Genomic DNA, 25,760 nt, shown 5'->3' with positions numbered 1-25,760 from the left:
TGACGCCGTGCCTTTCCTGTTGCTGATCGAGGACGACGATTCCATCCGCACGGCCCTCGAACTCTCGCTGTCACGCCAGGGCCACAAAGTGGCCACCGCGGCGACGGGCGAGGACGGCCTGAAACTGCTGCGGGAGCAGCGGCCGGACCTGATCGTGCTGGATGTGATGCTGCCGGGCATCGACGGTTTCGAGGTGTGCCGTCGCATCCGGCGTACCGACCAGTTGCCGATCATCCTGTTGACCGCGCGCAGCGACGACATCGACGTGGTCGTCGGTCTGGAGTCCGGTGCGGACGACTACGTCGTCAAGCCGGTGCAGGGCCGTGTGCTGGACGCGCGGATCCGGGCGGTGCTGCGGCGCGGTGAGCGCGAGTCGACGGACTCGGCGACGTTCGGGTCGCTGGTGATCGACCGGTCGGCGATGACCGTCACCAAGAACGGGGAGGACCTCCAGCTCACGCCGACGGAGCTGCGGCTGCTGCTGGAGCTGTCCCGCCGTCCGGGTCAGGCGCTGTCGCGGCAGCAGTTGCTGCGCCTGGTGTGGGAGCACGACTACCTGGGCGACTCGCGCCTGGTGGACGCGTGCGTCCAGCGGCTGCGGGCGAAGGTGGAGGACGTGCCGTCCTCCCCGACGCTGATCCGCACGGTCCGTGGCGTGGGCTACCGGCTGGACGTGCCTGCGTGAGGCGGACGAGTCTGCGGCTGCGCCTCGTCATCGTCTTCGCCCTCGTCGCGCTGACCGCCGCCGCGTCCGCGTCGGGGATCGCGTACTGGCTCAACCGCGAGGCGGTGCTCCAGCGTACGCAGGACTCGGCGCTGAACGACTTCCGTCAGGAGATGCAGCGGCGTGCGGCGACGCTGCCGCTGCGGCCCACGGAGGAGGAGCTGCGGCGGACCGCCGAGGAGATGTCGTCCGGCGGTGTCGGGTACGGCGTGGTGCTGCTGGGCGAGCGGGCCAAGGGCAAGCCGATCGCGGGGGTGTCGGACCCCGACCGGTTCACCATGGACGACGTGCCGCAGGAGTTGCGCGCCGCGGTGAACGAGCGGCAGGAGGTGGCGGACGGCAACGAGTACCCGTACCACCTCTTCTGGCAGCGGACGACGCGCGACGGCACGCCGTACCTGGTGGGCGGGACGCGGATCGTGGGCGGCGGGCCGACCGGTTACATGTTCAAGTCGCTGGAGCCGGAGCGGCAGGACCTGAACTCGCTGGCCTGGTCGCTGGGGATCGCGTCGGCGCTGGCGCTGGTCGTCTCGGCGCTGCTCGCGCAGGCCGCGGCGACGACCGTGCTGAAGCCGGTGCACCGGCTCGGGGAGGCGGCGCGGCGGCTGGGCGAGGGCGAGCTGGACACCCGGCTGCGGGTGTCGGGCACGGACGAACTGGCCGATCTGTCCCGGACGTTCAACAGCGCGGCGGAGAGCCTGCAGAAGAGGGTCGCGGACATGAGCGCGCGGGAGGAGTCGAGCCGGCGCTTCGTCGCGGACATGTCGCACGAGCTGCGTACGCCGCTGACCGCGCTGACCGCCGTGACGGAGGTGCTGGAAGAGGAGGAGGACGGCCTCGACCCGATGATCGCCCCGGCGGTCAAGCTGGTGGTCAGCGAGACACGGCGGCTGAACACGCTGGTGGAGAACCTGATGGAGGTGACCCGCTTCGACGCGGGCACGGCGCGGCTCGTCCTGGACGACGTCGACGTCGCCGACCAGGTCACGGCGTGCATCGACGCGCGCGCGTGGCTGGACGCGGTCGAGCTCGACGCCGAGCGGGGGCTGATGGTACGGCTCGATCCGCGCCGCCTCGACGTGATCCTGGCGAACCTGATCGGCAACGCGCTCAAGCACGGCGGGTCGCCGGTGCGCGTCGCGGTGCGGACGGCGGAGGACGACCTGTACATCGAGGTGCGCGACCACGGGCCGGGCATTCCCGAGGACGTGCTGCCGCACGTCTTCGACCGGTTCTACAAGGCGAGCGCGTCCCGGCCGCGTTCGGAGGGCTCGGGACTGGGCCTGTCGATCGCGATGGAGAACGCGCTGATCCACGGCGGAGGCATCACGGCGGCCAACTCGCCGGACGGCGACGGGGCGGTGTTCGTGCTGCGGCTGCCACGCGACGCGTCGCGGACGGACTCGGAACGGGAACCGCGGCAGGAGGGTGGCGGTGATGGGGATGCGTGAGCGACGGGGTCTGAGCGCGCTCGTGGGGGTCGCCGTGGTCGCCGCCGTCGCCTCCGGCTGCGGGATCCGCACGACGTCGGTGCCGGTGGACGCGGGCGCGGCGCCGTCCCGGCTGCCGTGCAGCGTGTCGGGATCCGGCCTCCCGTCACGGGCGCAGCAGCAGCCGGCGCCGGTGCGGGTGTATCTGATGTGCGCCTCGGGCATGGAGGCGATGGACCGCGCGGTGCCGGAGACGGGTGACAAGGACCCGCGGGGCAGCCGGCTGGCGGTGGCGCGGGCACTGCTGAACCAGCTCGTCGCGGAGCCGTCGGCGGCGGAGCGCGAGGCGGGGTTCACCACCTCCGTGCAGGGGCCGCTGGCGGTGTCGGCGGGCCGGGAGGACGACCCGGGGGGTGCGGTGCGGCTGAGCCGTCAGCCGGAGGACCTGCCCGCGGCGGCGCTGTCGCAGATCGTGTGCACGTACGCCGAGAACGGCGCGACCGCCGACGGCGGGACGGTCCTGCTGGGCGGTCCTGGCCCGTATCCGGTGCGGCGCTACGCGTGCACGGAGCAGCTGAGGGAGCGCCCGGACTCGGCGGTGCCGACGCGGTCGGCGTCCTGAGGCCGCCGCGGGGCCGCGGCGCGGCCGTCGGACGGCGGGCGGAACCGACCGTGCCGGTCGGCGCGTCTTGGGGGGCGTGCAGCGTCATGGTTCGGACGGCAGCGCCGTCATCCGCCTCCGCGCGGCGGGGCTCATCCTCCTCATCGCCCATCTCGTGCTCGTGGCGTGGCTGACGCTGCGCCCGCGGGACGTGATGTGGGTGACGGCCGCCAATTTGCAGCCGTTGGCCGGGATCAAGGCCGATCTGGCGCTGGGGCCGCTGGAGGCGGCGAGACGGATCGCCGAGGGTCTGCTGCTGCTGGCGCCGCTCGGGGTGCTGCTGCCCATGGCGGGCGGCCGGCTGGCGGTGTCCCCGTGGGCGTCGCTGTTCCGGACGGTCGTCGCGGGCGCGCTGGTGTCGCTGGGCATCGAGCTGGCGCAGACCGTGGTGCCCGGTCGGGTCGTGGACGTGGACGCGGTGCTGCTGAACACGCTCGGCGTGGCGCTCGCGCACCTCGCGGTCGTGCCCGTCTGGCGGGGGCGGCTGCGGCGGCGGAATCGGGGTCCGGGCGCGGGGCGGGGGCAGCGGCCGACCGGGGGCGGGAGCCGGGGCCGGGGGCTGGGGACGCTGCGGGACGACGTCTCTCAGGGTGCGACCCCGAGGATTCCCAGGGTCGGTATCGCCCCGTAGTCCGACGTTTTGTCCGGGGCTTGCGGGCGAGAATGGAGGACATCGGACGAACCGACTTCCTCCCGCGAAGGAGCCCACCATGGCCGCACTTGCCCGCCCCCGTGACGGACGCATGATCGGCGGAGTGTGCGCAGCGCTGGCACGGCGCTTCGGCACCTCCGCGACGACGATGCGCGTGATCTTCGTGGCGTCGTGCCTGCTGCCCGGACCGCAGTTCCTGCTGTACCTGGCGCTGTGGATGCTGCTCCCGTCGGACCACGCCACCAAGCAGGCCTGGTAGGCACCGGCAGTCGCCCGCCCACGCCGCAGGGGGCGCCCACCCGTGAAGGTGGGCGCCCCCTGCGGCGTACGAGGCTGCCGCCGGTGGATCAGGCGCCGAGGCCGGCGACCGGGAGGCTGCCGCCGACGGGCAGGCCGCCGAGCAGGCCGGTGACGGCCGCCGGGTCGAGGGGCAGGCCCTGGAGGGACGCGTTCTTGGTGGCGGCGCCGGTCAGCCCCTGACCGGTGGCGAGCAGTTCGGTGGCGTTGTTCGGAGCCTGCTCCACGGCGGACTGGAGGACCGGCACCGCGGTGGCGGTGGCGGCGCCCAGCGCGGCGCTGGCGGGCGTCGACGTGGCCGCGGAGGCGGTGCCGGCGGCGGTGGCGGCGAACGCGGCACCGAGGGCGGCGACACCGATGGTCTTGGCGGCGGACTGCTTCATCGAATTTCGTCCTTGCGGGAACTCGGGGAAAGATGAGCGGCTCTGCAACTTAGTCATCGTTCCGCGGGCCCCGCAAACACCCGAAACGGCCAGGTCATGGAATTCCCCGGCCGCTCCCGCCCGTCGTTGTCAGGGCGCCTTCGGTACGGAATCGCTGGTCGCGGCGGTCTGCCTGAACAGCCATTCGGACTTCAACTCGGCGTACCCGGGCTTGATCACGTCATTGATCATCGCCAGCCGTTCATCGAAAGGAATGAAAGCTGATTTCATCGCATTGACGGTGAACCACTGCATGTCGTCGAGCGTGTAACCGAACGTCTCGGTCAACAGCTCGAATTCACGGCTCATGCTGGTGCCCGACATCAACCGGTTGTCGGTGTTGACCGTGGCGCGGAAGTGCAGGCGGCGCAGCAGGCCGATGGGGTGCTCGGCGTAGGAGGGCGCCGCGCCGGTCTGGAGGTTGGACGTCGGGCACAGCTCCAGCGGGACGCGCTTGTCGCGTACGTACGCGGCGAGGCGGCCGAGCGCGACGGTGCCGTCCTCGGCGACCTGGATGTCGTCGATGATGCGCACGCCGTGGCCGAGGCGGTCGGCGCCGCACCACTGGAGCGCCTGCCAGATGGACGGCAGGCCGAAGGCCTCGCCCGCGTGGATGGTGAAGTGGTTGTTCTCGCGCTTGAGGTACTCGAAGGCGTCGAGGTGGCGGGTGGGCGGGTACCCGGCCTCGGCGCCCGCGATGTCGAACCCGACGACGCCCAGGTCGCGGTAGCGGTTGGCGAGTTCGGCGATCTCCAGCGCGCGGGCGGCGTGCCGCATGGCGGTGAGCAGGGCGCCCACCCGGATCCGGTGGCCGTTCTCCCGGGCGCGCCGCTCCCCCAGGCGGAACCCCTCGTTGACGGCTTCGACGACCTCTTCGAGGGTGAGGCCCTTCTCGAGGTGCTGCTCGGGCGCGTACCGCACCTCCGCGTAGAGCACCCCGTCCTCGGCGAGGTCCTCGGCGCACTCGGCGGCGACGCGGACGAGGGCCTCGCGGGTCTGCATGACGGCGCAGGTGTGCGCGAAGGTCTCCAGGTAGCGCTCCAGCGAACCGGAGTCGGCGGCCTCGCGGAACCAGAGGCCGAGCTTGTCCGGCTCGCGCTCCGGCAGCGCGGTGTACCCGGTGGCCTCCGCGAGGTCGATGATGGTGCCGGGGCGCAGACCGCCGTCGAGGTGGTCGTGGAGCAGCACCTTGGGGGCTCGGCGGATCTGGTCCGCGGTGGGGATCTGGGGTGTCTGGCTCGTCATTTCCGAACTCTAGCCCCTACGCGCGTAGAGAGCCCGTCGATACCTAACAGTGACCGTGTGTACGGATCGCGTACACGTCGACTTCTGAGACTGTTCTGCCATGGCACCCAACGCACTCGTAGGAACGGCAGGCGCGCGGGCGGCCGGGCTGGGCCGCCCGGTGGGGACGTCCGCCCCGGCGGTGGGCGGCGTGGTGCTGCTCCTGCCGGACGGGGAGGCGGAGTCGGCGCGCGGTCCCTCGCCGGTCGCCCACGCCGCGGCCCTCGCCACGGCGCGCCGGCTGGCCCGCGCGGGGCGGGCCGAGGGTCTGGTGGCCCATGTGGTGCGCTACCGGGGGCGCGGCTGGAACGGCGCGGACGAGCGGCTCGCGGTCGACGCGCGGTGGGCCGCCTCGGAGGTCGTGCGCCGGTATGGCGACGTCCCGCTCTGCCTCGCCGGGCGGGGCATGGGCGGCCGGGCGGCGCTGCGCGCGGCGGGCCACACGGCCGTCAACGCCGTGCTGGCACTCGCCCCGTGGCTGCCGGAGGACGACGTGGCGGCGGCACCCGAACCGGTGAAGCAGCTCGCCGGCCGTCACGTGCTGATCGCGCACGGCACCAACGACGCGCGTACGGACCCGGAGCTGTCGTACCGGCTGGCGGAACGCGCCAAGAAGGCCAACCGGGACACCTGCCGGTTCGAGGTCCACTCGGACGGTCACGCGCTGCGCGAGCACCGCGCCGAAGTGACCGCCCTGGCCGCCGACTTCGTCCTGGGCGCCCTGTTCGGCCACCCCTTCTCCCGCCCGGTCGCCGACGCGTTCGCCGCACCTCCGCCGCTCGGTCTGCGGATGCCGCTGGCCTCCGGCTTCGGCAGGGCGCTGCGGCGCTAGGGGGTCTTGTCGATCAGTCGGCCGGTTCGCTGAGTCAGGTCGTCAGTCAGAGTGGGAAGAGCTTGGCGCGGTAGCCTGGCGATCGTGGGGGACTGGATGATTCGGTCGGCTTCGATGGCGGACGTCGAGCCGGTGGCCGAGCTGCGGGCCGTGGTGCTGCGGTCGGATCTGGAGCGGCTCGGGCGGTACGACGAGCAGCGAGTGCGGCAGCGGCTGCGCGAGGGGTTCACGCCGGCGCACACGTGGGTGATCGAGGTGGGTGGTCTGTTCGCTGGCTGTGTGTCGCTGCGGCCTGCCGAGGACGCCCACTGGTTGGAGCACTTTTACCTGGCTCCGCACCTGCAGGGCAGTGGCATCGGTACGGCTGTGCTGCGTGAGTTGCTGGAGCGGTGTGACCGCGAGGGAACCCGGGTTCGGCTCAACGTGTTGCAAGGCAGTCCGGCCCGGCGGCTATATGAGCGGCACGGATTCACACTTGAGACCGAGGAACCGGTGGACGTGTTCATGGTGCGCGAGCCGGCCTTGGCTGTGCGGGACAAATGATCAGCCAGCCGGTTCCTCGTCGGCACCGACGGCACGATCTCCTTCCTGGAGGTCAACACCCGTCTGCAGGTCGAGCACCCGGTCACCGAGGGCGCGCATGGGGCGCGGCGCACCCGGCGTTCCGTCCGCCGCAGTCCCGTGGACGTACTCCAGCAGCTTCACCCAGGTCCCAGCGGGCGGACCTCCCGTAGACCGTCCGCCACGGCCCATACCGCTCAGGCAGATCACGCCACGGACGGCCACGACCATCCGTCCGCGGTAGCAGGGGCTCTATTCGCTCCCACGCTGCGTCCGTCAGCTCACCCCGACCTGCCACAAGATCAATTTCAGACGAGCCCCAGGGCGGGTCCGTGAAGCCGCGCCCGGCCCGCGACGACGTCCGGATGCCGTCAGCGGTGTTCCAGCAGGCGGGCGGTGGGATGCCACAGGGCTTCGGAGGCCCGGTTCAGCATGCTCTTGCGGCGCGTCGCGATACCGGCCAGGAGCAGGCCGGAGACCGCGCACGTACCGAGGGTGATCATCGAGAGCGTGAACGCGACCAGGTCGTCACGCACGTAGACGAAGGCCATCGCGAGGAGGGCGGCCAGCAGGCTGACGCCGAGGACGGCCCTCAGGGGCCGCGCCGCGAAGGACCGGAGCCCCTCGTCCGTGCCCTCGGTCCCCTGGCGGCGGTTCTGGAAGTAGGTGTCCAGCGCCATGAGTCCCGACCCGACGACGGAGAGCACACCCGCCCAGTCGGCACGGTCCAGGAGGAAGGGCAGGAAGGTGGCGGCCAGACAGATGGCCAGGCAGATCAGATTGACCCGCCGTACCCGCCGGATGTCCTTGCGGTGCGGTACGTACAGCAGGTGCAGGGTGGCCTGCGTCAGGCGGTGCGCGGGGCCGTCGTCCTCGCGGGGGAAGCGCACGGTGAACTGCCTGGGCAGCTCCTCGCGGGCTCGCTGGGGCCAGCCGGAGCGGGTGGTGTCCGGCTCCATCGCGGCGGGCTCCTCGCTGCTGAACTCCATGTGGGCGAGCTCGACGCCCTGCGGTGTGGGGAGAGTGATGTGGTTGCGCACCTCGGTCGGCAGGACGACCTGGAGGTCCACCCCGACCCCCACGAGGCCACGGCGCCGGACGACGCAGGGCCCGTCGTAGGCGTACTCCACCGTCTGGGACATGCCCGACCGGGCGTCGAGCTGGGCCACCAGCGGCAGGTACCGGGTGGCTTCGGCGATGCGCTCGCGAACCGGCCCGCGCGTCTCCTCCGCCGCTGTCCGCAGGAGTTCCCCGACGGCTTCGTGCTGCATGCCGTGCAGGGCGGAGGACAGCGACCGGGAGATCTCGCGGTGGGCGGGCAGCATCGTCCCGTCGCCGCGGCCCTGCTCGTCGGTCTCCGTCAGCCAGAAGGAGACGGCGTTCGCGATGGTCGACCGCGTCTCGAACGAGGAGAGGGACGTCACCGTGTTGCTGTTGGCGTCCTTGAGACGCAGCGCGTCGACCGTCTCCACGGCGTCCAGCGGGAACAGGTCGATCACGTCCCGGGTGTTCTGCGGTCCGCTCGCACGGGTGACGACCGTCGACCTGACCGCGTGCCGCACCAGGCTCCGCCCCCGCAGTTCGACCCGGTGGTCGCGCCGGGCGATGTTGTGGGGGAAGTGGGCGAATGCCTCGGCGACGGCCAGTGCGGCGGAGACCTCCGGCATGCCGTGCCGGTCCACCCCTGTCACCGCGTCCGGCGCCAGGGCGGCGCTCATGGTCGGCGCGGGGGCGAGGCGCTCGCTGTAGTACGTGACCAGATCGCGGGCGAGCCGGGTGATGCGCGAGGCGGCGAGGTCGAGGGTGGGGCGGGACCGCACCAGAAGGCCGTCCAGACGCACGATCACCTGCTCGTCCACCCGGGCCGACGAAGCGAGCACCTTCGCGACGAGCTGGACGATCTCCGCCAGGAAGACCAGTCGTTCCGGCGGGTCGTCGGCCTTGAGGGCCTCGGTCGCCGCCCTGCTGGCCGCCTCGGGGAGTCCGTGCAGAAGAGCGCTGTGACAGAAGGTGGACATCCGGCCGAACGCACGGCCGGGGTTGGCGGCGGCCAGGTGGTGGATCTCCTCCACGTACCGGCCGACGGTGTCGGCGTGGAACGGGTCCAGGGCCTGGTGGAAGTACCCGGCGGCCAGTCGGTGGGCGCGCTGGAGGGTCTCCGGCCGCTGGTCGCGCAGCTCGTCGAGGAGGTGCCGCCGCAGGAGCGGACGCAGGCGGACGTCGTCGGTGGCCGCCGCCGCGACGCGCGGTTCGAGCATGGGCAGCCGGACGAAGAGCGCGGTGTCGATCCGGGTGTGGAGGGCGGCGGCGGTGTAGTCCACGGTGTCCGGGCGGAACCACCGGTACACGCAGAGATGTTCCAGCAGGGACCGCTCGGGGCCGGGCAGCCTCTCGAAAGAGGTCCGGACGGCGCGCAGGATCATTTCCGTATCCATGGATCACCCGCCCGTGGAGGGGAAGTGGGACAGGAACTCCTTGATCACTCCCGGCAGGCCGGCGGTCCCGGTGCACACCACCTGGGCGAGCCCTTTCAGGTCCTCGACGCCCGCCAGCTCGATCCATTCCTCGACGGTCCGGGTGTCGAAGGGCGGAAGGACCAGCGTGCGGGTGGAGTCGGCGTACGCCTCGGAGAGGCGGGGGACGACGCGGCCGGCGAGGAAGACGGCTATACGGCGGCCGGACAGGAGGTCGGGGACGAAGCTCGTGGTGAGCCAGTCGCGCAGCGGTGGCTCACACTGCTCGAAGCCGTCCAGCAGCAGGACGGGCCGCGCGTCGGTCGCCGACTCGTGCAACGACGCCACGAGTTCGTCGGCGAGTGCCGACTGCTGGGCCTCGCGGTTCGCGTTCACGCTGAGGGCGATGTCGACGTGGGACCGGTTCACGTGGGCCCCGTCGAACCGCACCGTGGGCAGGTCTCCGTACCGCTGCTTGAGGGCCCGGAAGGCGTCCATGCGGATGCCCGCGCCGGCGGCCTGCCGGGCTATCGCGTTCATGACCTCCCACTCGGCGTAGTGTTCGCCGAGGTCCACGTAGAACACACTGCTCTCGGTATGCCGGCGGCGCATCTCGCTCAGCAGGGCCGTCTTGCCGATCCCCTCCCGGCCCTCGAAGAAGATCGCCCGGTGTGAGGCGTCGCCGCTGATCGTGCGGGCGGCGTCCGCCAACTGCTCGGCGCGGTCCACGTGCACGTGGTGAACTCCCCCTGTTCGGCTCCGGCAGCGGCGTCGACCGGCGGCGTCAGCTCGCGCCGGGGCCGGGCGGCGGCGGGGAGGTGGTGTCCTTCCGGACGATGACGCTGCTCTTCCTCACCTTGGAGTCGGTGAACCGGACCTTGGCCGACTCCACCACGTCCACCAGGGACTTGAGGAGCGAGGTGCGGGTGACCTGGAGGTTCTCGTCCTTCGCGGCGGGGTCGTCCGCCGTCTCCACCCCGACGCCCCAGAGACGGACGCGCAGGCTCTTCAGACGCTTCCGCAGCAGGAACACGACGAGGACGAGGGCCACGACGGCGGCGACGGCCACCGCCGCCGTCTGCCAGTTCTCGATGATCATGCATGACCCCCCGTCATAGATCGACCACGGAGAATGATGGCACAGAACCGGCCGTCCGGGGGATGGGCCGACCGCCGCGGGCGCGGACGGAGACGGAGGGGTCAGAGGTCCGCGGGCTCGTTCAGCAGGCGGCCCCGGCGGGAGAGCAGGAACCGTTTGAAGGCCGCCACCGGCGGGGTGTCGGGGTGCCCGTCCAGCCAGGCGACACCGATCTCGCGGGCGGCGCGCGGGGCCGTCACCGTGAGCTCCACGACGCCGGGGCGGGCCACCGCGGGCGGCGGGAGCAGCGCGACGCCGAGGCCCGCGGCGACCAGGCCGCGCAGCGTCTCGGCCTCCTCGCCCTCGAAGGCGATCCGGGGCGCGAAGCCCGCTTCGGCGCACAGCGCGTCGGTGATGCGGCGCAGTCCGTACCCGGGCTCCAGGGTCACGAACGTTTCCTCGGCGGCCTCCGCGAGGCGGACGCGCTTGCGCCCCGCCAGCCGGTGGTCGTCCGGGACGACGAGCCGCAGCCGCTGCTCGTCCAGGCGGCGGGCGACCAGGTCGGGGGCGTCCGGCACGGGCGAGGTCAGGCACAGGTCCAGGTCGCCGGCGCGCAGCCGCTCGATCATGGCCTCCCCGTAGTTCTGGACGAGCGTGAAGCGGACCTTGGGGTGGTCCACCCGGAAGGCGCGGATCAGCCCCGGTACGGTCTCCGAGCCCATGGTGTGCAGGAACCCGAAGGCGACCCGCCCCGCCGAGGGGTCGGCGTCCGCCCGTACCGCGTCGGCGGCGCGCTCCACCTCCGCGAGCGCCCGCTCCGCGGAGGCCAGGAAGGTGCGGCCCGCCGGGGTGAGCGCGACCGTCCGGCCCTTGCGGGCGAACAGCGCGACGCCGAGGTCCCGTTCGAGGCGGACGATCGCCCGGGAGAGCGTCGACTGGGGCACTCCGAGATCCTGCGCGGCGCGCGTCACGTGCTCGTGGCGGGCGACCGCCGCGAAGTACGCGAGCCGCGGCGCGAGCATCGGCCCCATGTCTTCTTCGTTACTGTTCGATGACAGCCACTCGCGTGAGCTGTGGTTATGCGCCATGGGAACGATTAAAGCCGTTCCATGCATTGGACGCATGAAACGGCTGTGCCTACGGTCGGGGTATGCCTTCCGCCAGTACCAAGGCGGCCGCCACCGAAGCGGTCGCCGACACCCGCCTTTCCCCCGGCCGTCCCGGCTACCGCCGGATGAGCTTCGCGCTGTTCGCCGCGGGGGTCGCCACCTTCGCCCTCCTCTACTCGACCCAGGCCCTGCTCCCGGCCGTCTCCGCCGACTTCGGCGTGAGCGCCTCGGCCGCCAGCTGGAGCGTGTCCGCCGCGACCGGCGCGCTCGCCCTGTGCGTCCTGCCGCTGAGCGCTCTGTCCGAGCGGTTCGGCCGCCGCGGCCTGATGAGCGCCTCCCTCGTGGTCGCCGTCGCGGTCGGGCTGCTCGTGCCCTTCGCGCCGAGCCTGGAGTGGCTGGTGGCGCTGCGCGCCGTGCAGGGCGCCGCGCTCGCGGGGGTGCCCGCGTCGGCGATGGCGTACCTCGCGGAGGAGGTGCGGCCCAGGGCGCTGGTCGGGGCGATCGGCCTGTTCGTGGCGGGCAACAGCATCGGCGGCATGAGCGGCCGGATCGTCACCGGCTGGGTCGCCCAGCTGTGGGGCTGGCGCGCCGCGCTCGCCGCGGTCGGGCTGATGGCGCTGGTGTGCGCGGTGGTGTTCCGGCTGATGGTCCCGAGGGCTTGGCACTTCACCCCCGGCCCGCTGAGCCCCCGTGCGCTGGCCTCGACGGTCCGCACCCACCTGTCCGACCCGCTGCTGATGCGGCTGTACGCGATCGGCGCGCTGTTCATGACGGTGTTCGGCGCCGTGTACACGGTGATCGGCTACCGGCTCGTCGAGGCGCCGTTCTCGCTCCCGCAGGGCGTGATCGGGTCGATCTTCCTGGTGTACCTGGTCGGTACGGTCTCGTCGGCCGCGGCCGGGCGGCTGGTGGGCCGCATGGGGCGGCGCGGGGCGCTGTACCTGGCGGTGACCACGACGGCGGCGGGCCTGCTGCTGTCGCTGGCCGACACGCTGGCGGCGGTCCTCGCCGGCCTGGTGCTGATCACGGCCGGGTTCTTCGCCGGTCACGCGGTTGCCTCGTCCTCGGTGAGCCGTACCGCCACGACGGGCCGGGCGCAGGCGTCGGCGCTGTACCAGTCGGCGTACTACCTGGGCAGCAGCGTGGGCGGCACGCTCGGCGCGGTCGCCTTCCACGCCGGTGGCTGGGCGGGCACGGTCCTGCTGGGGCTGGTCGCGGTCCTCGGGGTCGTCTCCCTCACCCTGTACGGGACGCACGCCGCGCGTGTGGAGAACCGGAAGTCTCGCGAAACGTACAACCGCGCCGCTTCCCCGAGCGTCCTAAGGGCATAACTACCGCAACGGGCTCCAGGGGGAGTGGTGTACGTGGGTGGGATACGCAGACGTGCCGGGGTGGCGCTCGGCCTCACCGGACTGGTCGTGCCGCTGACGGTCGCGCTCGGCGCCGTGCCGGCGCAGGCGGCGTCCTGTACGGCGGCGACCGGGCCGTACCAGAAGCAGGTCGAGAAGTTCATGGGCAGGCCGGTGGACGGGAAGCAGTCGCCGGCCGACTGCAAGGCGACACAGACCTTCCAGCGCTGGCACGGGATCACGCCGTCCGTCGGGTACGCGGGTGAGGTCACCTGGCGCACGATGAACACGATCCTCCAGCAGCGGGCGGCGGGGAAGAACCCCAACGCGGCGAGGGCGTGCCCCACGAACAAGGGGCGCATCGCGTGCGTGGACCTGACCAGGCAGCTGAGCTGGATCCAGGACGGCGCCAGGCTGGCCTACGGGCCGGTGCCGGTACGGACCGGCCGGGACGGCGACGAGACCCGCACGGGCGCGCGGAAGATCTACCACCGCAACATCGACCACTGGTCGACGCTGTACCAGGTGCGGATGCCGTACGCGCAGTTCTTCGACGGCGGGCAGGCGTTCCACTCAGTCGGCAAGTCCATGTACAACCCGCCCGGCTCGCGCGGCTGCGTCAACATGCGCGAAGTCGACGCGAAGGCGTACTGGAACATGCTGAAGAACGGCGACGACGTGTTCGTGTACGGGCGCAAGCCCGGGACGTGACCGCCGTTGTCAGTCCCCTCCTGTAGCTTCCGTGACGAGACGTGGGAAGCGCGACAGGGGTGACGCGATGACGGGTGTGGCGGGCGATGCGGCGAGCCTTGAGCAGTACCGGACCGAGCTGACCGGGTACTGCTACCGCATGCTGGGATCGGCCTTCGAGGCGGAGGACGCCGTCCAGGACACCATGGTCCGGGCGTGGCGGAGCCTCGAGAAGTTCGAGGGCCGGTCCTCGGTGCGCTCCTGGCTGTACCGCATCGCGACGAACGTGTGCCTGGACGCGCTGAACGCGGGCAACCGGCGGGCGCGGCCCATGGACCTGACGGCGCCGACCCCGGTGGCGCGGGCGCAGCTCACCTCCCGCCCCGAGGTCACCTGGCTGGAGCCGGTGCCGGACGGGCGGGTCCTGCCCTCGGCCGCCGACCCGGCGGAGACCGCGGTGGCGAAGGAGTCCGTGCGGCTGGCGTTCGTGGCCGCGCTCCAGCACCTGCCGCCGAAGCAGCGGGCGGTGCTGATCCTGCGCGAGGTCCTGGCGTGGAAGGCCGCCGAGGTCGCGGAGCTGCTCGGCACCTCGGTCGCGTCGGTCAACAGCGCGTTGCAGCGGGCGCGGGCGACGCTCGCGGAGTCGGAGCCGGCGAGGACGGACACCGCGGACCCCCTGGACGAGGAGCAGAAGAAGCTCCTCGACCGGTACGTGGCGGCGTTCGAGGGGTACGACATGGCGGCCCTCACGGCGCTGCTCCACGAGGACGCCACGCTGTCCATGCCGCCCTACGACCTGTGGCTCCGGGGGCACGACGACATCGTCGGCTGGATGCTGGGCGTCGGCGAGGTGTGCCGGGGTTCGCGGCTGGTGCCGGTGGTGGCCAACGGCACGCCGGCGTTCGCGCACTACCACCCGGACCCGGAGGGCGGTTTCAGCCCGTGGGCCCTCATGGTCATCGAGATCGTGGACGGCAAGGTCTCGGGCATCACGTCGTTCCTGGACGTCAAGCGCTGGTTCCCGCTGTTCGATCTTCCGGAGCGGCTGGAGGCGGGAGCGTAAGGAGCAGGTCGGCCAGTCCGGCCAGCTCCAGCAGCGCCCGCAGCCCGGGCCCGGCGTCGGGCACCACCATCGGGTGCCCGAGCCGCTGCGCGGTGAGCCGCAGCCGGGCGAGGGCGTCGAGCGCGGCGAGGCCCGGCCGGGTGATCCCGCCGGCCTGGCACACGAGGGGCGCCCCGGGCCGCGACCGACCGGCGAGCAGGGCGCCCAGCTCCTCGCACAGGCGCGGGACGTCGCCGGGCTCGATCGGCCCGGCGACCTGGAAGACGATCGGCTCCGTGGTGTCCACACGGGGGAAGACCCGTGGCGCGGGCGGAACTCATCGGCGGCCCCCGTGGGCGCGGGTGGGCCGGCCGGCGGTGAAGGTGCTGGTGTCGAGGGTGATGTCGAAGGGCTCGGGCAGGCGGAGCTCGTACGCCGTCGCCGTGGGGCGGCCCGGGTGCCGGGCTGTCGAGCCGCGGGTGGAGCGGCACGCCCGCCGTGGCGCGGTGCGGTGCGTCACCGGTCCCGGCATGCCGAACGGGACCGACGGAGGCCCATCGGTCCCGTTCAGCCGTACGGGTGTCAGGCGATGCGCTCCAGCACCACCGGCGTCGGCTCGTGGGCCGTGCCCTCGGCGGCGATGTCGTAGGCGCCGTCCAGGGACTTCAGGGCGTAGTCGAACTTCTCCGGGGTGTCCGTGTGGAGGGTCAGCAGGGGCTGGCCGGCCGTGACCGTGTCACCGGGCTTGGCGTGCAGCTCGACGCCCGCGCCGGCCTGCACCGGGTCCTCCTTGCGGGCGCGGCCCGCGCCGAGGCGCCAGGCGGCGACGCCGACGCCGTACGCGTCGAGGCGGGTGAGGACGCCCGACGCGGGGGCGGTGACGACGTGCCGCTCGCGGGCGACCGGCAGGGTGGCGTCCGGGTCACCGCCCTGGGCGGAGATCATGCGGCGCCAGACGTCCATCGCGGAGCCGTCCGCGAGGGCCTTCGCCGGGTCGGCGTCCTTGATGCCGGCCGCGTCGAGCATCTCGCGGGCGAGCGCGATGGTGAGCTCCACGACGTCGGCGGGGCCGCCGCCCGCGAGGACCTCGACCGACTCGCGGACCTCCAGGGCGTTGCCGGCGGTGAGGCCGAGCGGGGTCGACATGTCGGTGAGCAGCGCGACCGTCCGCACCCCGTGGTCGGTGCCGAGGCCCACCATGGTGGAGGCCAGCTCGCGGGCGTCCTCGATGTTCTTCATGAAGGCACCCGAGCCGACCTTGACGTCCAGGACCAGCGAGCCGGTGCCCTCGGCGATCTTCTTGGACATGATCGAAGACGCGATCAGCGGGATCGCCTCGACCGTGCCGGTCACGTCGCGCAGCGCGTACAGCTTCTTGTCGGCCGGGGCGAGGCCGTCGCCAGCCGCGCAGATGACCGCGCCCGTGGTGTCCAGGACGTGCAGCATCTCCTCGTTGGAGAGCAGGGCGCGCCAGCCGGGAATGGACTCCAGCTTGTCGAGCGTGCCGCCGGTGTGGCCGAGGCCCCGGCCGGACAGCTGCGGTACGGCGGCGCCGCAAGCGGCGACGAGCGGGGCGAGCGGCAGCGTGATCTTGTCGCCGACGCCCCCGGTGGAGTGCTTGTCGGCGGTGGGGCGGGACAGGGACGAGAAGTCCATGCGCTCGCCGGATGCGATCATCGCGGCGGTCCAGCGGGCGATCTCCGTACGGTTCATGCCGTTCAGCAGGATCGCCATGGCCAGGGCCGACATCTGCTCGTCGGCCACCTCGCCGCGCGTGTACGCGTCGATGACCCAGTCGATCTGCTCGGGGCTCAGCTCGCCCCGGTCCCGCTTGGTGCGGATGACGGAAATCGCGTCCATGGCCTTAAGGGTTCCTTCCAGCGGGGTGGGACAGTCCTCTACACGGACTCTACGCGCATAGAGGACAGGGGGGAGGAAAGGACGACCCCTCCACGGACAGCGCGGAAGGGTCGTCCCGTCTCAGCGGAGGTGCTGCGGCCCGAACGCCTGCGGCAGCATCTCGGCGAGCGTCAGCACGCCCGCGGGGGTGTCCAGCAGCAGTTCGTCACCGCCGAACTCGTACAGCAGCTGCCGGCACCGGCCGCACGGCACCAGCACCCGGCCGCGTCCGTCGACACACACGAAGTGCGTCAGCCGGCCGCCGCCGGTGGCCCGGAGCTGCGAGACCAGCCCGCACTCGGCACACAGGCCGATGCCGTACGAGGCGTTCTCCACGTTGCACCCGGTGACCGTGCGCCCGTCGTCGACGAGCGCCGCGGCACCCACCGGGTACCCGGAGTACGGGGCGTACGCGTGGGACATGGCCTCGCGGGCGGCGGCGCGGAGCGACTCCCAGGCGTCGGGCGTCACTTGCCCTGGCCCTTCTTGTACGGCAGGCCGTCCGCCTTGGGCATCCGGAGCCGCTGGGCGGACAGCGCCAGCACCAGCAGGGTGGTGACGTAGGGCGCGGCGTCCACGAACTGGCTGGGCAGCGCCTCGGTGAAGGCGTACCAGACGAACAGGCCCGCGGACACGACGGCGGCGATCACCGCGGCCACGTACTTCTTCTTGTACAGCTGCCAGGCCACCATCGCGACCAGCAGGATCGCCAGCAGCAGGAGCATCGCGTGGACGTTCTCGGCACCGCCGCGCAGCTTGAGGCTGTCGGTGAAGCCGAAGAGCCCGGCGCCGAGGGCCATACCGCCCGGCATCCAGTTGCCGAAGATCATCGCGGCGAGGCCGATGTAGCCGCGGCCGCCGGTCTGCCCCTCCTGGTAGATACCGGTGGAGACGATGGCCAGGAAGGCGCCGCCGAGGCCCGCGAGGGCGCCGGAGACGATGACCGCGATGTACTTGTACTTGTAGACGTTGACGCCGAGGGACTCGGCGGCGATCGGGTTCTCACCGCAGGAACGCAGGCGCAGACCGAACGCGGTGCGCCACAGGACCCACCAGGTGCCGGGGATCAGCAGCAGCGCGAGGACGGTCAGCAGCGACAGGCCGGTGACCAGGCCGCCGAGCACGCCGGCGAGGTCGGAGACGAAGAACCAGTGCCGGGCCTGGAGGTCGGCCAGCCCGTCCGACAGCCCGGGGATGGTGATCCGGTCGATCGCGTCGATGCGCGGGGACTGCTTGGAGGAGCCGCCCTCCGCCTCGGCGAAGGTGAAGTTGGACAGGTAGCGGGTGGCGCCGGTGGCCAGGATCGTGATGGCCACACCGGAGACGATGTGGTTCACGTTGAACGTGACGGTGATGATCGCGTGCAGCAGGCCGCCGAGCGCACCGCCCAGGATGCCCAGCACGACGCCGGTCCACGGACCCCACTGGTAGCCGGCCCAGGCACCGAACCAGGTGCCGAGGATCATCATTCCCTCGAGGCCGATGTTGACCACGCCGGCCCGCTCCGACCACAGACCGCCGAGGCCGGCCAGCCCGATCGGGACGGCGAGCTGGAGGGCGCCGGCGACCTGGCCGACGGAGGTGAGGTCGTCGGCACCGCTGATCACCCGGACCAGCGAGAACAGCGCCAGGCCGCCCGCGATGATCAGCAGGATGACCGGCAGGGACAGCTTGCGGCGTCCGCCGCCCTTCTTCGGCGCGGTGGCCGCGGCCGACACAGTGCTCGTGGACTCGCTCATGCCGCCACGTCCTCCTTGTTCTTGCGGGCCTGGGCGGCAAGTTCCTCGCCGACCTTCTGCTGCTGTCGGCGCAGCCCGTACTGCCGGACGAGCTCGTAGGAGACGACCACCGAGATCACGATCAGGCCCTGCATGATCGTGGCGATCTCCTTCTCGTAGCCGAACTGGTCGAGCGAGGCCGAGGCCTTGTCCAGGAAGGCGACGAGCAGCGCGGCGAAGAAGATGCCGATCGGGTTGTTGCGGCCGAGCAGCGCGATGGTGATGCCGGTGAAGCCGATGCCCGCCGGGAAGCTGAAGCTGTACGTGTGCGTCTGGCCGAGCAGCAGCGGCAGGCCGGTCAGGCCCGCCACGGCGCCGGAGATCAGCATCGCGGTGAGGACCATCTTCCGGGCGTCGACACCGCTCGCCTGGGCGGCCGAGTCGCTGGCGCCGGTGGCGCGCAGGTCGAAGCCGAAGCGGGTGCGGTTGAGGACGAACCAGTAGACGACACCGAGCGCGAAGGCGACGAAGGTGAAGCCGTAGATGGTGCCGCCGTCGACGTCCAGGCCGGGCACCCAGCCGGACTCCGGGATCGCACCGGTGGTCAGGTCGTTGGAGCCCTCCGCCTGCACGCCGAGGTTGGCGGGCAGGATCATCCAGGCGATGAGGCTGGTCGCGATGGCGTTGAGCATGATCGTCGAGACGACCTCGCTGACTCCGCGGGTGGTCTTGAGGATGCCCGCGATGCCGGCCCAGAAGGCGCCGACGAACATGGCGACGAACACGATCAGCAGGACGTGCAGCGGACCCGGCAGCTCGACCGAGGCACCGACGACCGCGGCGAGCATCGCCGCGAGGCGGTACTGACCGTCGACACCGATGTTGAACAGGTTCATCCGGAAGCCGATGGCGACCGCCAGCGCGGCGAGGTAGTACGTGCCCGTCTGGTTGAGGATGAGGACCTGGACGTCGGTGAACTCGGCGTTCTCGACCATGATCCGGTACGGCTCGAACGGGTCGCGGTCCGAGACGAGCAGCACCACGGACGTCAGCAGGAAGGCCACGACCAGGGCGAGCGCCGGGCCGGCGAGGCCCAGGAGCAGCCGGTCCTTGTCGAATTTCCTCATCGGCCCTCACCGTTCTCGTTGTGCTCGAGGTGGCCGGTGGCAGCGCCGGTCATGGCCGAGCCCAGCTCCTCGGGGGTGATCGTGGCGGGGTCCGCGTCCGCGACCAGCCGGCCGCGGTACATCACCCGCAGGGTGTCGGAGAGCCCGATGAGCTCGTCCAGGTCGGCGGAGATCAGGAGAACCGCCAGGCCCTCGCGGCGGGCCTCCCGGATCTGGTCCCAGATCTGCGCCTGCGCGCCGACGTCCACACCGCGGGTGGGGTGGGCGGCGATCAGGAACTTGGGGTTGTGGCTCATCTCGCGGCCGACGATCAGCTTCTGCTGGTTGCCGCCGGAGAGGGAGGCCGCGGTGACGTCGATGCCGGGGGTGCGCACGTCGTACTCGCGCACGATCCGCTCGGTGTCCTTGCGGGCGGCCTTGGGGTCGAGGATGCCGCGCTTGCTGTTGGGCGCCTCGGTGACGTGGCCGAGGATGCGGTTCTCCCACAGCGGGGACTCCAGCAGCAGGCCGTGCCGGTGGCGGTCCTCGGGGATGTAGCCGATGCCGCCCTCGCGGCGCTTACGGGTCGGCGCGTGCGAGATGTCGGCCCCGTCGAGGCTGATCACACCGCCGTCCAGGGTGCGCAGCCCCATCAGGGCCTCGATCAGCTCCGTCTGGCCGTTGCCCTCGACGCCGGCGATGCCGACGACCTCGCCCTTGTGGATGGTGAAGTCGATGCCGTCGAGGACCTCTCGGACCACGCCGTCGGGGTCGGTGGCGGTCAGCCGCAGGCCCTGGACCGACAGCATCGGAACGTCCGTCACCGTCGACTCCCGCGTCTCCGGCGACGGCAGCTCGGTGCCGACCATCAGTTCGGCGAGCTGCTTGGTGGTGGTGGTGCGCGGGTCGGCGGTGCCGACGGTCGTGCCGCGGCGGATGACGGTGATGTCGTCGGCGACCGCGAGCACCTCGCCCAGCTTGTGCGAGATGAAGATGACCGTGAGGCCCTCGGCCTTGAGCTCGCGCAGGTTGGCGAAGAGCGCGTCGACCTCCTGCGGGACGAGCACGGCGGTCGGCTCGTCGAGGATCAGGGTGCGGGCGCCGCGGTAGAGGACCTTGAGGATCTCCACGCGCTGGCGGTCGGCGACACCGAGCTGCTCGACGAGGGCGTCCGGGCGGACGTTCAGCCCGTACGCGTCCGAGATCTCCATGATCTTCTTGCGGGCCCTGGCGCCGATGCCGTACAGCTTCTCGCCGCCGAGAACCACGTTCTCCAGGACGGTGAGGTTGTCGGCCAGCATGAAGTGCTGGTGCACCATGCCGATGCCGGTGGCGATGGCGTCGGCGGGGCTGGAGAAGGAGACCTGCTTGCCGTCGATCGTGATGGTGCCCTCGTCCGGCTTCTGCATGCCGTAGAGGATCTTCATCAGGGTCGACTTGCCGGCACCGTTCTCACCGACCAGGGCGTGGACGGTGCCCTTGCGGATGGTGATGTCGATGTCGTGGTTGGCGACGACGCCGGGGAAGCGCTTGGTGATGCCGCGCAGTTCCACGGCGGGAGCAGCCGGCGGCGATGACGGACTGGACGCGTTGATGACGCACTCTCCTTGGCGGGAAAGGAGCTTCAGGAGCGGGAGCAGGGGGGCAGGTGCCGAAGTTATCGCGCCACGGAGGGCTCTACGCGCGTAGCGACGGCGAAGGGGGGAAACCGGGGGGCGACCCCCCGGCGGGGTACGGACGGGGCGGAACATGACCGGGGTCCGGAAGGGCGGCTGGTGCCGCCCCTCCGGACCCGCGGACCTGGTCGCGGCCGCGCGGTTACGGAGCGGTCTTGACCTTGATCTTGCCGGCGGTGATGTCGGCCTTGGCCTTGTCCACAGCGGCGGTCACGTCGGTCAGCTTGGTGAAGGCCGGGTTCGAGGTGGCCAGGCCCACGCCGTCCTTGTCCAGGCCGTAGCGGATCTCACCGGTCTGCGGCTTGCCGTCCTTGACCGACTTGATCAGGTTGTAGACGGAGTCGGAGACGTCCTTGGTCACCGAGGTGAGGATGTACTCCTTGTAGGCCGCGAGGCCCTTCTGGTTGTACTGGTCGGAGTCGACGCCGATGGCCCACTTCTTGGCCTTGGCGGCGGCCTCGATGGAGCCCGAGCCGGCGAGGCCGGCGGCGGCGTAGATGACGTCGGCGCCCGCGTCGATCTGGCCCTCGGCGGCGGCCTTGCCGAGGTCCGGCTTGGCGAAGCCACCGAAGTCCGGCGGCTGCGTCAGGTACTGGACCTTGACGTTGACGCTCTTGTTGGTGTCCTTGACGCCCTGGACGAAGCCCGCCTCGAACTTCTTGATGAGCGGGGTCTCGACACCGCCGATGAAGCCGACGGTCTTGGACTTGGTCACCTTGGCGGCGGCGACACCGGCCAGGTAGGAGCCCTGCTCCTCGCTGAAGACCAGGTTGGCGATGTTCTTGCCGGTCTTGGAGGTGTCGTCGATCAGGCCGAAGGTGGTCTTCGGGAACTTCGGCGCGACCTCGGCGATGGCGGGCGCGTACGCGAAGCCGACGCCGATGACGGGGTTGTTGCCGGCGCGGGCCAGCTCGGTCAGGCGCTGGACCTTGTCCGGGTCACCCTCGCCCTCGCTGGGCTCGGCCTCCGTGCCCTTGATGTCGAGGTCCTTCTCGGCCTTCTCCAGGCCGGCGAAGGCGGCGTCGTTGAAGGACTGGTCGCCGCGACCGCCGATGTCGTACGCGATGGCCGCCTTGGGGTCCTTGTCGTCGCCGCCGCTGGACGACGACTTTCCGCCACACGCGGTGGCGCTGAGTGCGAGTGCCGCTGACGCGACACCCACGGTTGCGATCCTGGTGATCCGGCGCAAGGGAGGCTCCTTCAACCTGACCTAAGCGCCTCTTCTCGGCGCTGGTTTCGCGGCGATCGTAACGCGCGTAGATGTCAGGTAAAGGCCTGTTCGGTAGCCGTTACCAGATCGACGCGAACAGCCGGTGACACTCGCGACACCGCCACCGGGCGTAATGGGACCCTGCCGGTCGGGTGACCGGAAACAACCGGGCCGGCCCGCCGCGAACGGCGGGCCGGTTCCGTCCGGGAACGGTCAGCGGTCGCCGTCGAGCAGCGCGGCGGCGGTGAAGAGTTCGACGCCCACCTGGATGGCCCGCTCATCGATGTCGAAGTTGCCCCGGTGGAGATCGAGCCGGGACGTATCACCCGGCCGGCGGACACCCAGCCGGGCCATCGCGCCGGGGACGTGCTCCATGTACCAGGAGAAGTCCTCGCCGCCGAGGCTCTGCTCGGTGTCCTCGATCGCGTACGCGCCGCACCGCGCGGCCATCGCGTCGTGCAGCAGCTGGGCCACGGAGGCGTCGTTGACGACGGGCGGGACGCCCCGCACGTACTCGATCTGGCACTTGGCGCCGTGCAGCGTCGCCACCTCGTCGATCGCGGCGTACACCTGGTCGGGGGCGTGCCGCCAGGCCTCCAGGTCCAGGCAGCGGACCGTGCCGCCCAGCTCGGCGCGCTGGGGGATGACGTTGGGGGCGTGCCCCGCCTCGATGCGGCCCCACGTCAGGACCAGCCCGGAGCGGGTGTCGATCCGGCGCGAGAGCACCGCGGGCGCGTCGACCGCGACGCGGGCCGCCGCGGTGACCATGTCGGTGGTCAGGTGCGGGCGCGCGGTGTGGCCGCCGGGCCCGTCGAGGGTGACCTCCAGGCGGTCGCAGGCGGAGGTGATCGGCCCGGTGCGCAGCCCGATGCGGCCGACGTCGACGCGCGGGTCGCAGTGCACGGCGATGATCCGGCCCACTCCGTCCAGGACCCCGGCGTCGATGGCGGTGATCGCGCCGCCGGGCATGACCTCCTCGGCGGGCTGGAAGATCAGGCGCACGGCGCACGGCAGCCGGCCCTCGCGGGCCAGGTCGGCCAGCACCAGTCCGGCCCCGAGGACGACGGTGGTGTGCACGTCGTGGCCGCAGGCGTGGGCCCGGTCGGGGACGGTGGAGCGGTACGGGACGTCCGTCTTGGTGTCCGGGATGGGCAGCGCGTCGATGTCGGCGCGGATCGCCAGCATGGGGCGCACGCCGTCCCACGAACCGATGTCGCACGTCAGACCGGTGCCACCGGGCAGGACCCGGGGGCTGAGCCCGGCCGCTTCGAGGCGCGTCTTGATCGCCGCGGTGGTGCGGAACTCCTGGAAGCCCAGCTCGGGGTGCATGTGCACATCCCGGCGGAACGCGATCAACTCGGCGCGCAGGCTCTCTGGCAGCGCGCCGAGGAGGGGCGTATCGCCGGGAACGTCTGTTTCGGGGTCGCGGGACATCACCTTGTTCACCCATGACAGGGTAGGCGCGTTTGGCCCTCAACTAACGTGTGATCTACAAAACTTCAGCCCGATAGGGGAAGGAAACCCTGGACGGCGGGCTTGAGCGCCAGATGAAGTGGGTAAGCTCACGCCTTTTCACACATCTGTCGATCTTTCTCGATCGCCTTCCGGTCAGGCGTTCGCGTGCGTGCTCGGGCGCGCGGATCGGTCGCGGATCCGCCCCGCTGAGCGGGTGCCGCACCCGGCGCGGGACCGGACCGGTGTGACCGACGTCTCACCCTCAGGTGGGTGGCGACGGGCCGTGGGCCGCGTTCCACGGCGTCCCGGCCGCCCGAGTGGATACCGGGGCCCTGCTGGACCGGCCGGCCCCGTACCGGAACGACGACCCCGGTGCCGGTGTCTCCGGGCCGGGCGCGCGCCGCTGCCCGGCCCGGAGACACCGGCGCGGTCCACGGCGTGGACGACCTCACCGGCCTCCTCCACGCCGTGGGGCTCGCGCTGCGGCGCCGGGTCCGCCCAGGCGTCCGGTCCGGCGGCGGAGCGGTACCCGGGTGGGCGCGCCGGCTGCGGGGCGCGGTGCTCAGGGCGTCCTGACGACCGGCTCCTGGATCTCCGTGACCCACTGCGCGGGGTCCTCCGGGCACTCCAGGTACAGCTCGCGGGAGTAACCCGCCGAGCGGTAGCCGTTGGCGTCGATCCAGGTGGCCAGGGTCTGGATGGTGGGCAGCAGGTCGTCCATGGAGCCCCGGTGGACGACCGTCGCCGCCCGGTCGATGCCCGGCAGGTCGACGATCTCCACGTCGGGGACGTCCGGGGCGGTGACGCCGGCCGGGAGCGTCACCCCCGCGTGGACGACGATGGAGCCGTCGCCCGCCGGGGCGTCCTCGTAGTGGGCGATGCCCGGGCCGAAGCCGGTGACCCCGGCGGCCTCCAGCCGGGCGCACAGCTCCTGGTACAGGGGGGCGATGACCGGGCCGATCTCGCCGGGGCCGAAGCCGGCGGCGACGCCGGTCAGCTCGGCGAGCCGGACGCCCGGAACGCTCTTGACGACGACGTCCTGTGCGGACATGTGTCCCTCGCTCTCGATGGCTCGGAGCCGCGCCCCGACCCGCGCCAGCCGCGCGGCCGCCTCACTCACGGCCGACTCCAGTTCGGCCTGGCGCAGCCGCAGCATCCCGCGCAGTTCGCCGGGCCCGACCTCCTCGTCCAGGATCGAGCGCACCTGGTCGAGGGTGAAGCCGAGGTCCTTCAGCGCGATGACGCGGTTGAGCCGGGCGAGCTGGCCGGCCTCGTAGAAGCGGTAGCCGCTGTGCGGGTCGACACGGGCGGGGCGCAGCAGTCCGACGGCGTCGTAGTGGCGCAGCATCCGGACCGACACCCGGCCGTGTCTGGCGAAGTCTCCGATGGTGAACATGACGCCTCCAACGACACGGCCTGACACGGTGTCAGGGTCAAGCCCCGGCGGCGTTCAGGCGGTGCTGCTGAGCGACAGCTTCACCGCGAACCCGAGGAACAGCGCGCCGGCCGCCGAAGTCGCGGTGGCCGACAGGCGCTTGCTGCGGCGGAACGCGGCGGCCAGGTGCGTACCGGTGAGGATCAGCAGCGTCAGGTAGAGGACGCTCGCGACCTGCGCGAGCGTGCCGAGCACCACGAAGGACAGCGCCGGGTACTGGTACGCCGGATCGACGAACTGGACGAAGAAGGCGATGAAGAACAGGATCGCCTTCGGGTTCAGCAGGCTGATCACGAACGCCCGCCGGAACGGCCGCTCCGCCGCCGGAGCCGGGACGGCCCCGCCCAACTCCTCGGCCGCGCGCTCCCTGCGCGTCCGCCACATCGACCAGGCGGCCCGCAGCATCCCGACCGCCAGCCAGGTCAGGTAGCCGGCGCCCGCGAACTTCACGATCCCGAAGAGCAGCGCGTTGGCCTGGAGCAGGGAGGCCACACCGGCCGCCGACAGCGTCATCAGGACCATGTCGCCGCACCAGACGCCGGAGGCGGCGACGTACCCGGTCCGTACCCCGCGCCGGGCGGAGACGGACAGCACGTACAGCGAGTTCGGCCCGGGCAGCAGAATGATCAGGACGAGGCCCGCGAGATAGGTCGGCAGATCGGTGACACCCAGCATGA

General features: G+C 71.8%; 28 protein-coding genes and 2 pseudogenes. 12 read left to right on the top strand and 18 right to left on the bottom strand.

The window, feature by feature from the left end; translation table 11 throughout:
* Positions 1 to 7 precede the first annotated feature (7 nt).
* The 5 genes from afsQ1 (at position 8) to AC07DW_RS01760 (ending at position 3,726) form a co-directional block, all read left to right on the top strand.
* Entirely contained in the window at positions 8 to 685 is a 678-nt protein-coding gene (gene afsQ1 / locus AC07DW_RS01780) for a two-component system response regulator AfsQ1 (protein WP_179166385.1), read from the top strand.
* On the top strand, positions 682 to 2,175 hold the full coding sequence (locus tag AC07DW_RS01775) for an ATP-binding protein (RefSeq protein ID WP_478855612.1): 1,494 nt from the start codon (positions 682 to 684) through the stop codon (positions 2,173 to 2,175). The genes afsQ1 and AC07DW_RS01775 overlap by 4 nt, the downstream gene beginning before the upstream one ends.
* Positions 2,168 to 2,776 carry a hypothetical protein gene (locus AC07DW_RS01770; RefSeq protein WP_478855611.1) on the top strand — a complete coding sequence of 203 codons (609 nt, stop codon included), beginning with the start codon at positions 2,168 to 2,170 and terminating at the stop codon, positions 2,774 to 2,776. Before AC07DW_RS01775 ends, AC07DW_RS01770 begins: the two co-directional genes overlap by 8 nt.
* Before the next feature lie 76 nt (positions 2,777 to 2,852).
* On the top strand, positions 2,853 to 3,446 hold the full coding sequence (locus tag AC07DW_RS01765) for a VanZ family protein (protein WP_478855610.1): 594 nt from the start codon (positions 2,853 to 2,855) through the stop codon (positions 3,444 to 3,446).
* Between the two features lie 79 nt (positions 3,447 to 3,525).
* Positions 3,526 to 3,726: a PspC domain-containing protein gene (locus AC07DW_RS01760; protein ID WP_189550794.1), complete on the top strand. Its 201-nt coding sequence runs from the start codon at positions 3,526 to 3,528 to the stop codon at positions 3,724 to 3,726.
* 88 nt (positions 3,727 to 3,814) lie between these two features.
* Here the strand turns inward: AC07DW_RS01760 and AC07DW_RS01755 are convergent, their stop codons facing one another.
* Both AC07DW_RS01755 and AC07DW_RS01750 read right to left on the bottom strand, forming a co-directional pair.
* Entirely contained in the window at positions 3,815 to 4,147 is a 333-nt protein-coding gene (locus AC07DW_RS01755; protein WP_478855609.1) for an ATP-binding protein, read from the bottom strand.
* Between the two features lie 129 nt (positions 4,148 to 4,276).
* Positions 4,277 to 5,431 (bottom strand): adenosine deaminase, encoded by a 1,155-nt coding sequence (locus AC07DW_RS01750; protein ID WP_478855608.1) that lies wholly within the window; start codon positions 5,429 to 5,431, stop codon positions 4,277 to 4,279.
* Between the two features lie 100 nt (positions 5,432 to 5,531).
* Between AC07DW_RS01750 and AC07DW_RS01745 the strand changes: the two genes are divergently transcribed.
* The 3 genes and pseudogenes from AC07DW_RS01745 to AC07DW_RS01735 form a co-directional block, all read left to right on the top strand.
* Positions 5,532 to 6,302 carry an alpha/beta hydrolase gene (locus tag AC07DW_RS01745; RefSeq protein WP_478855607.1) on the top strand — a complete coding sequence of 257 codons (771 nt, stop codon included), beginning with the start codon at positions 5,532 to 5,534 and terminating at the stop codon, positions 6,300 to 6,302.
* 114 nt (positions 6,303 to 6,416) lie between these two features.
* Positions 6,417 to 6,845, top strand: a complete 429-nt coding sequence (locus AC07DW_RS01740) for a GNAT family N-acetyltransferase (protein ID WP_478855606.1) — start codon at positions 6,417 to 6,419, stop codon at positions 6,843 to 6,845.
* Positions 6,846 to 6,857: 12 nt separating this feature from the next.
* Positions 6,858 to 6,942 (top strand): annotated as a pseudogene (locus AC07DW_RS01735) (ATP-binding protein); the annotation flags it as partial.
* Positions 6,943 to 7,014: 72 nt separating this feature from the next.
* Here AC07DW_RS01735 and AC07DW_RS01730 read toward each other — a convergent pair.
* The 5 genes and pseudogenes from AC07DW_RS01730 to AC07DW_RS01710 all read right to left on the bottom strand — a co-directional run.
* A pseudogene (locus AC07DW_RS01730) lies at positions 7,015 to 7,161 on the bottom strand (IS5/IS1182 family transposase); the annotation flags it as partial.
* A gap of 73 nt (positions 7,162 to 7,234) precedes the next feature.
* Entirely contained in the window at positions 7,235 to 9,286 is a 2,052-nt protein-coding gene (locus AC07DW_RS01725; protein ID WP_478855605.1) for a hypothetical protein, read from the bottom strand.
* 15 nt (positions 9,287 to 9,301) lie between these two features.
* Entirely contained in the window at positions 9,302 to 10,051 is a 750-nt protein-coding gene (locus tag AC07DW_RS01720; protein WP_478855604.1) for a hypothetical protein, read from the bottom strand.
* 49 nt (positions 10,052 to 10,100) lie between these two features.
* Complete coding sequence (locus AC07DW_RS01715; RefSeq protein WP_478855603.1) at positions 10,101 to 10,415, bottom strand: hypothetical protein; 315 nt, start codon at positions 10,413 to 10,415, stop codon at positions 10,101 to 10,103.
* Positions 10,416 to 10,516: 101 nt separating this feature from the next.
* The gene (locus AC07DW_RS01710) at positions 10,517 to 11,482 is read right to left on the bottom strand and encodes a LysR family transcriptional regulator (RefSeq protein WP_478855602.1); all 966 of its coding nucleotides are present in this window, start codon (positions 11,480 to 11,482) and stop codon (positions 10,517 to 10,519) included.
* A gap of 62 nt (positions 11,483 to 11,544) precedes the next feature.
* Between AC07DW_RS01710 and AC07DW_RS01705 the strand changes: the two genes are divergently transcribed.
* From AC07DW_RS01705 to AC07DW_RS01695, 3 genes are all read left to right on the top strand, one after another.
* The gene (locus tag AC07DW_RS01705; protein WP_478855601.1) at positions 11,545 to 12,834 is read left to right on the top strand and encodes an MFS transporter; all 1,290 of its coding nucleotides are present in this window, start codon (positions 11,545 to 11,547) and stop codon (positions 12,832 to 12,834) included.
* Positions 12,835 to 12,867: 33 nt separating this feature from the next.
* On the top strand, positions 12,868 to 13,563 hold the full coding sequence (locus AC07DW_RS01700; RefSeq protein WP_478855600.1) for a L,D-transpeptidase family protein: 696 nt from the start codon (positions 12,868 to 12,870) through the stop codon (positions 13,561 to 13,563).
* Positions 13,564 to 13,630: 67 nt separating this feature from the next.
* On the top strand, positions 13,631 to 14,605 hold the full coding sequence (locus tag AC07DW_RS01695) for a sigma-70 family RNA polymerase sigma factor (RefSeq protein ID WP_478855716.1): 975 nt from the start codon (positions 13,631 to 13,633) through the stop codon (positions 14,603 to 14,605).
* Here the strand turns inward: AC07DW_RS01695 and AC07DW_RS01690 are convergent.
* The 9 genes from AC07DW_RS01690 to AC07DW_RS01650 form a co-directional block, all read right to left on the bottom strand.
* Positions 14,550 to 14,891, bottom strand: coding sequence for an STAS domain-containing protein (locus AC07DW_RS01690; RefSeq protein WP_478855599.1), 342 nt, complete (start codon positions 14,889 to 14,891; stop codon positions 14,550 to 14,552). The genes AC07DW_RS01695 and AC07DW_RS01690 overlap by 56 nt on opposite strands.
* A gap of 30 nt (positions 14,892 to 14,921) precedes the next feature.
* A complete protein-coding gene (locus AC07DW_RS01685) occupies positions 14,922 to 15,104 on the bottom strand; it encodes a hypothetical protein (protein ID WP_478855598.1) in 183 nt (60 codons plus the stop codon).
* Between the two features lie 62 nt (positions 15,105 to 15,166).
* Complete coding sequence (locus AC07DW_RS01680) at positions 15,167 to 16,444, bottom strand: thymidine phosphorylase (RefSeq protein WP_478855597.1); 1,278 nt, start codon at positions 16,442 to 16,444, stop codon at positions 15,167 to 15,169.
* Between the two features lie 120 nt (positions 16,445 to 16,564).
* Positions 16,565 to 16,954: a cytidine deaminase gene (locus AC07DW_RS01675; protein ID WP_478855596.1), complete on the bottom strand. Its 390-nt coding sequence runs from the start codon at positions 16,952 to 16,954 to the stop codon at positions 16,565 to 16,567.
* Positions 16,951 to 18,222 (bottom strand): ABC transporter permease, encoded by a 1,272-nt coding sequence (locus tag AC07DW_RS01670; protein WP_478855595.1) that lies wholly within the window; start codon positions 18,220 to 18,222, stop codon positions 16,951 to 16,953. The genes AC07DW_RS01675 and AC07DW_RS01670 overlap by 4 nt, the downstream gene beginning before the upstream one ends.
* A complete protein-coding gene (locus AC07DW_RS01665; protein WP_478855594.1) occupies positions 18,219 to 19,328 on the bottom strand; it encodes an ABC transporter permease in 1,110 nt (369 codons plus the stop codon). The genes AC07DW_RS01670 and AC07DW_RS01665 overlap by 4 nt, the downstream gene beginning before the upstream one ends.
* On the bottom strand, positions 19,325 to 20,860 hold the full coding sequence (locus tag AC07DW_RS01660; protein ID WP_478855593.1) for an ABC transporter ATP-binding protein: 1,536 nt from the start codon (positions 20,858 to 20,860) through the stop codon (positions 19,325 to 19,327). Before AC07DW_RS01660 ends, AC07DW_RS01665 begins: the two co-directional genes overlap by 4 nt.
* A 265-nt stretch (positions 20,861 to 21,125) precedes the next feature.
* The gene (locus tag AC07DW_RS01655; RefSeq protein WP_478855592.1) at positions 21,126 to 22,172 is read right to left on the bottom strand and encodes a BMP family lipoprotein; all 1,047 of its coding nucleotides are present in this window, start codon (positions 22,170 to 22,172) and stop codon (positions 21,126 to 21,128) included.
* Positions 22,173 to 22,406: 234 nt separating this feature from the next.
* A complete protein-coding gene (locus AC07DW_RS01650; RefSeq protein ID WP_478855715.1) occupies positions 22,407 to 23,627 on the bottom strand; it encodes an amidohydrolase in 1,221 nt (406 codons plus the stop codon).
* Positions 23,628 to 24,020: 393 nt separating this feature from the next.
* On the opposite strand from AC07DW_RS01650, the gene AC07DW_RS01645 reads away from it, so the two are divergent.
* Entirely contained in the window at positions 24,021 to 24,224 is a 204-nt protein-coding gene (locus AC07DW_RS01645) for a hypothetical protein (protein WP_478855591.1), read from the top strand.
* Here the strand turns inward: AC07DW_RS01645 and AC07DW_RS01640 are convergent.
* Together AC07DW_RS01640 and leuE are read right to left on the bottom strand one after the other, a co-directional pair.
* Positions 24,211 to 25,044: a MerR family transcriptional regulator gene (locus AC07DW_RS01640; RefSeq protein WP_478855590.1), complete on the bottom strand. Its 834-nt coding sequence runs from the start codon at positions 25,042 to 25,044 to the stop codon at positions 24,211 to 24,213. The genes AC07DW_RS01645 and AC07DW_RS01640 overlap by 14 nt on opposite strands.
* Before the next feature lie 54 nt (positions 25,045 to 25,098).
* The gene (gene leuE / locus AC07DW_RS01635; protein WP_478855589.1) at positions 25,099 to 25,758 is read right to left on the bottom strand and encodes a leucine efflux protein LeuE; all 660 of its coding nucleotides are present in this window, start codon (positions 25,756 to 25,758) and stop codon (positions 25,099 to 25,101) included.
* Between the last annotated feature and the right edge of the window lie 2 nt (positions 25,759 to 25,760).

The sequence above is a fragment of the Streptomyces sp. NPDC045701 genome (assembly GCF_056432045.1).
Note: the sequence above shows the minus strand (reverse complement) of the source record. Positions and strands in the feature narration are given on the sequence as shown.

Excerpts from the sequence above, each read along its gene's own strand:
- AC07DW_RS01770 (WP_478855611.1), top strand. The coding sequence starts at position 2,168 with ATGCGTGAGCGACGGGGTCTGAGCGCGCTCGTGGGGGTCGCCGTGGTC.
- AC07DW_RS01760 (WP_189550794.1), top strand. The coding sequence starts at position 3,526 with ATGGCCGCACTTGCCCGCCCCCGTGACGGACGCATGATCGGCGGAGTG.
- AC07DW_RS01755 (WP_478855609.1), bottom strand. The coding sequence starts at position 4,147 with ATGAAGCAGTCCGCCGCCAAGACCATCGGTGTCGCCGCCCTCGGTGCC.
- AC07DW_RS01750 (WP_478855608.1), bottom strand. The coding sequence starts at position 5,431 with ATGACGAGCCAGACACCCCAGATCCCCACCGCGGACCAGATCCGCCGA.
- AC07DW_RS01745 (WP_478855607.1), top strand. The coding sequence starts at position 5,532 with ATGGCACCCAACGCACTCGTAGGAACGGCAGGCGCGCGGGCGGCCGGG.
- AC07DW_RS01740 (WP_478855606.1), top strand. The coding sequence starts at position 6,417 with ATGGCGGACGTCGAGCCGGTGGCCGAGCTGCGGGCCGTGGTGCTGCGG.
- AC07DW_RS01725 (WP_478855605.1), bottom strand. The coding sequence starts at position 9,286 with ATGATCCTGCGCGCCGTCCGGACCTCTTTCGAGAGGCTGCCCGGCCCC.
- AC07DW_RS01715 (WP_478855603.1), bottom strand. The coding sequence starts at position 10,415 with ATGATCATCGAGAACTGGCAGACGGCGGCGGTGGCCGTCGCCGCCGTC.
- AC07DW_RS01710 (WP_478855602.1), bottom strand. The coding sequence starts at position 11,482 with ATGGCGCATAACCACAGCTCACGCGAGTGGCTGTCATCGAACAGTAAC.
- AC07DW_RS01705 (WP_478855601.1), top strand. The coding sequence starts at position 11,545 with ATGCCTTCCGCCAGTACCAAGGCGGCCGCCACCGAAGCGGTCGCCGAC.
- AC07DW_RS01695 (WP_478855716.1), top strand. The coding sequence starts at position 13,631 with ATGACGGGTGTGGCGGGCGATGCGGCGAGCCTTGAGCAGTACCGGACC.
- AC07DW_RS01680 (WP_478855597.1), bottom strand. The coding sequence starts at position 16,444 with ATGGACGCGATTTCCGTCATCCGCACCAAGCGGGACCGGGGCGAGCTG.
- AC07DW_RS01670 (WP_478855595.1), bottom strand. The coding sequence starts at position 18,222 with ATGAGCGAGTCCACGAGCACTGTGTCGGCCGCGGCCACCGCGCCGAAG.
- AC07DW_RS01665 (WP_478855594.1), bottom strand. The coding sequence starts at position 19,328 with ATGAGGAAATTCGACAAGGACCGGCTGCTCCTGGGCCTCGCCGGCCCG.
- AC07DW_RS01650 (WP_478855715.1), bottom strand. The coding sequence starts at position 23,627 with ATGTCCCGCGACCCCGAAACAGACGTTCCCGGCGATACGCCCCTCCTC.
- AC07DW_RS01640 (WP_478855590.1), bottom strand. The coding sequence starts at position 25,044 with ATGTTCACCATCGGAGACTTCGCCAGACACGGCCGGGTGTCGGTCCGG.
- leuE (WP_478855589.1), bottom strand. The coding sequence starts at position 25,758 with ATGCTGGGTGTCACCGATCTGCCGACCTATCTCGCGGGCCTCGTCCTG.